Raw genomic sequence first — 2,599 nt, forward strand, 5'->3', positions numbered from 1 at the left:
GTCGTGCACAGACTGGACTTCCTCATTCCTTCCGAAAGGTGCCTCGATAAGCCGCCGCTATCACGCGGTTTCTCGCTTAACTAAAGACGGATGGAACGACAACTACCACGTGTTTTCCGACGGACGGATCGAACGCCGGGACGATACGGTGCGTGTCGTCACCGACGACGGCGAGAAGAAGTACCTCCCGGTCGAGAACGCCGAGGCGATCTTCCTCCACGGACAGATCGAGTACAACACTCGTTTCGTCTCCTTCCTCAATCAGGAAGGCGTCGCAGTCCACGTCTTCGGCTGGCACGACCACTATGCCGGCTCAATCATGCCAAAGCGGGGTCAGACCTCCGGCCAGACGATCGTTGATCAGGTCCGGGCCTACGACGATCCGGGCCACCGTCTCAAACTGGCGAAGGCGTTCGTCGACGGCAGCATCCACAACATGCGCTCGAACGTCACCTACTACGACGGGCGTGGATACGACTTCGAGCATGTGCTGGAGGAACTGGATGATGCACGGGCGTCGCTTGAGGGAATGGGGACGATCGACGAGACGATGGGCGTTGAAGCACGCGCTAGGAAGGCGTACTATTCGACTTTCGACGAGATCCTTCCCGAGGGATTTGTCTTCGGTGGCAGGCAGTACAACCCTCCGAATAACGAAGTCAACAGCCTGATCTCCTTCGGCAACTCGCTGGTCTACGCGAACATCGTCTCGGCGATCCGCGCGACTGCACTGGATCCGACAGTCAGTTACCTCCATGAACCCGGTGAACGACGATACTCACTGGCACTGGACATCGCCGACCTATTCAAGCCGCTGCTCGCTGATCGAGTCATCTTCAGACTCGTCAACCGTGGCCAGCTAACCACCGACGACTTTGAAGACGACATGAATTCCTGTCTCCTGAACGAAAGTGGCCGAAAAACCTACTCGAAAGCATACGAGGAAACTCTCGACGAGACGATCGATCACCCGGATTTGGGAAAGAAGGTGAGCTACCAGTATCTCCTCCGTGTCGAAGCGTACAAACTGAAAAAACACCTCCTGACCGGCGAGGAGTATGTTCCGTTCCGACGGTGGTGGTGAGTATGGTCTATGTCGTCGTGGTCTACGACATGGAAGCCGACCGTACTCACAAGATGCTGAAATTCCTCCGGCGGTATCTCACACACGTTCAAAACTCCGTACTCGAGGGGGACGTGACTGAGGGCGACCTCGAAAAAATCCGATCCGGCGTCGATGAAATGCTCAAACCTGGAGAATCAACGATTATCTACCGCGTCTCCTCCGAAAAGATGGTCGAGAGATCTGTCTTCGGTGACGATCCCGCCGCCGACGATCAGTTCCTCTAACGATCCGATTGTTCCATCGACCCCCTGGGGTTCAGAGGTTATCGCGGGTCGACGGAAACGATGAAGTGTGAGCGGCCAATAGAGCTGTTTACGTGGTCTAATTGGCCATGGTTTCAGATGGACCCTTGTGGGGTCGAAGGGAAGCCAGCGATGGTTCTCAGTGGTGGTGATAGCAACGTTTCAGATGGACCCTTGTGGGGTCGAAGGCTTCCTGAGTACCACGCATAGCTCCCGTACCGCGTTTCAGATGGACCCTTGTGGGGTCGAAGGTGATTTGACCATTCACTCGGTCACCGGGCTCGAGGACGGTTTCAGATGGACCCTTGTGGGGTCGAAGGGAGGACGACGCGACGGGACTAGGGCCGGACGACCTCGTTTCAGATGGACCCTTGTGGGGTCGAAGGTTGCGCATCAGGTACCCGCTCTTGCCGCCGCCGGTTTCAGATGGACCCTTGTGGGGTCGAAGGCACAATTTCGTTGCCGTCGAGACAGAGATGCCCGCCGTTTCAGATGGACCCTTGTGGGGTCGAAGGGGTCGTCAATATGATCTCTTGTGGATCTTTGTACTGGTTTCAGATGGACCCTTGTGGGGTCGAAGGTCTCACCTCTGCGATTGCATCACTTGCAATCCAAGGTTTCAGATGGACCCTTGTGGGGTCGAAGGTCGAATGGCGATACGACAGCGAGGAAGAGATGGTATAGTTTCAGATGGACCCTTGTGGGGTCGAAGGACGACGCCGTAGAGTCCGCCCGAGAGTCCACACAGCGTTTCAGATGGACCCTTGTGGGGTCGAAGGTGGGATATATCGGGCCTGAAAGAACCCCTTCATAGTCGTTTCAGATGGACCCTTGTGGGGTCGAAGGTGCCCATGTGGTCGAAACGCGGACTAAGGTACCCTGTTTCAGATGGACCCTTGTGGGGTCGAAGGTCGATCGCGAACGACGCGACCCTCCGGATCGCCGCCGGTTTCAGATGGACCCTTGTGGGGTCGAAGGGACTTGGACTCCGGACCCCGGCCTCTCCGAGAGCAGCGTTTCAGATGGACCCTTGTGGGGTCGAAGGAGGACGTTGGTTCCAAGGACCCACAGGATCGCCCCGGTTTCAGATGGACCCTTGTGGGGTCGAAGGCGACTCGAAGGTAGCCTTGTGACTCCAGCCATCATTCGTCTTTAGCTAAGACTCACACCTCGGTTGCGTAGCGGTAGCGAGCGTCTCCTGTAAGACCGGACGTTGCTGGTGAATCTTCTG

Annotated in this window: 2 protein-coding genes and 1 CRISPR repeat array; both genes read left to right on the forward strand. The window is 56.7% G+C overall.

Annotated elements, in window-relative coordinates; all coding sequences use genetic code 11:
- Positions 1-109: 109 nt before the first annotated feature.
- Positions 110-1,084, forward strand: a complete 975-nt coding sequence (cas1b, locus tag C487_RS02955) for a type I-B CRISPR-associated endonuclease Cas1b (protein WP_006184180.1) — start codon at positions 110-112, stop codon at positions 1,082-1,084.
- Between the two features lie 2 nt (positions 1,085-1,086).
- A complete protein-coding gene (gene cas2, locus C487_RS02960) occupies positions 1,087-1,350 on the forward strand; it encodes a CRISPR-associated endonuclease Cas2 (protein WP_006184181.1) in 264 nt (87 codons plus the stop codon).
- A 110-nt stretch (positions 1,351-1,460) separates the two neighbouring features.
- Positions 1,461-2,479: direct repeats of the CRISPR family, unit length 30 nt; unit sequence GTTTCAGATGGACCCTTGTGGGGTCGAAGG.
- Positions 2,480-2,599 lie beyond the last annotated feature (120 nt).

Source organism: Natrinema pallidum DSM 3751, from assembly GCF_000337615.1.
GTDB lineage: Archaea > Halobacteriota > Halobacteria > Halobacteriales > Natrialbaceae > Natrinema > Natrinema pallidum.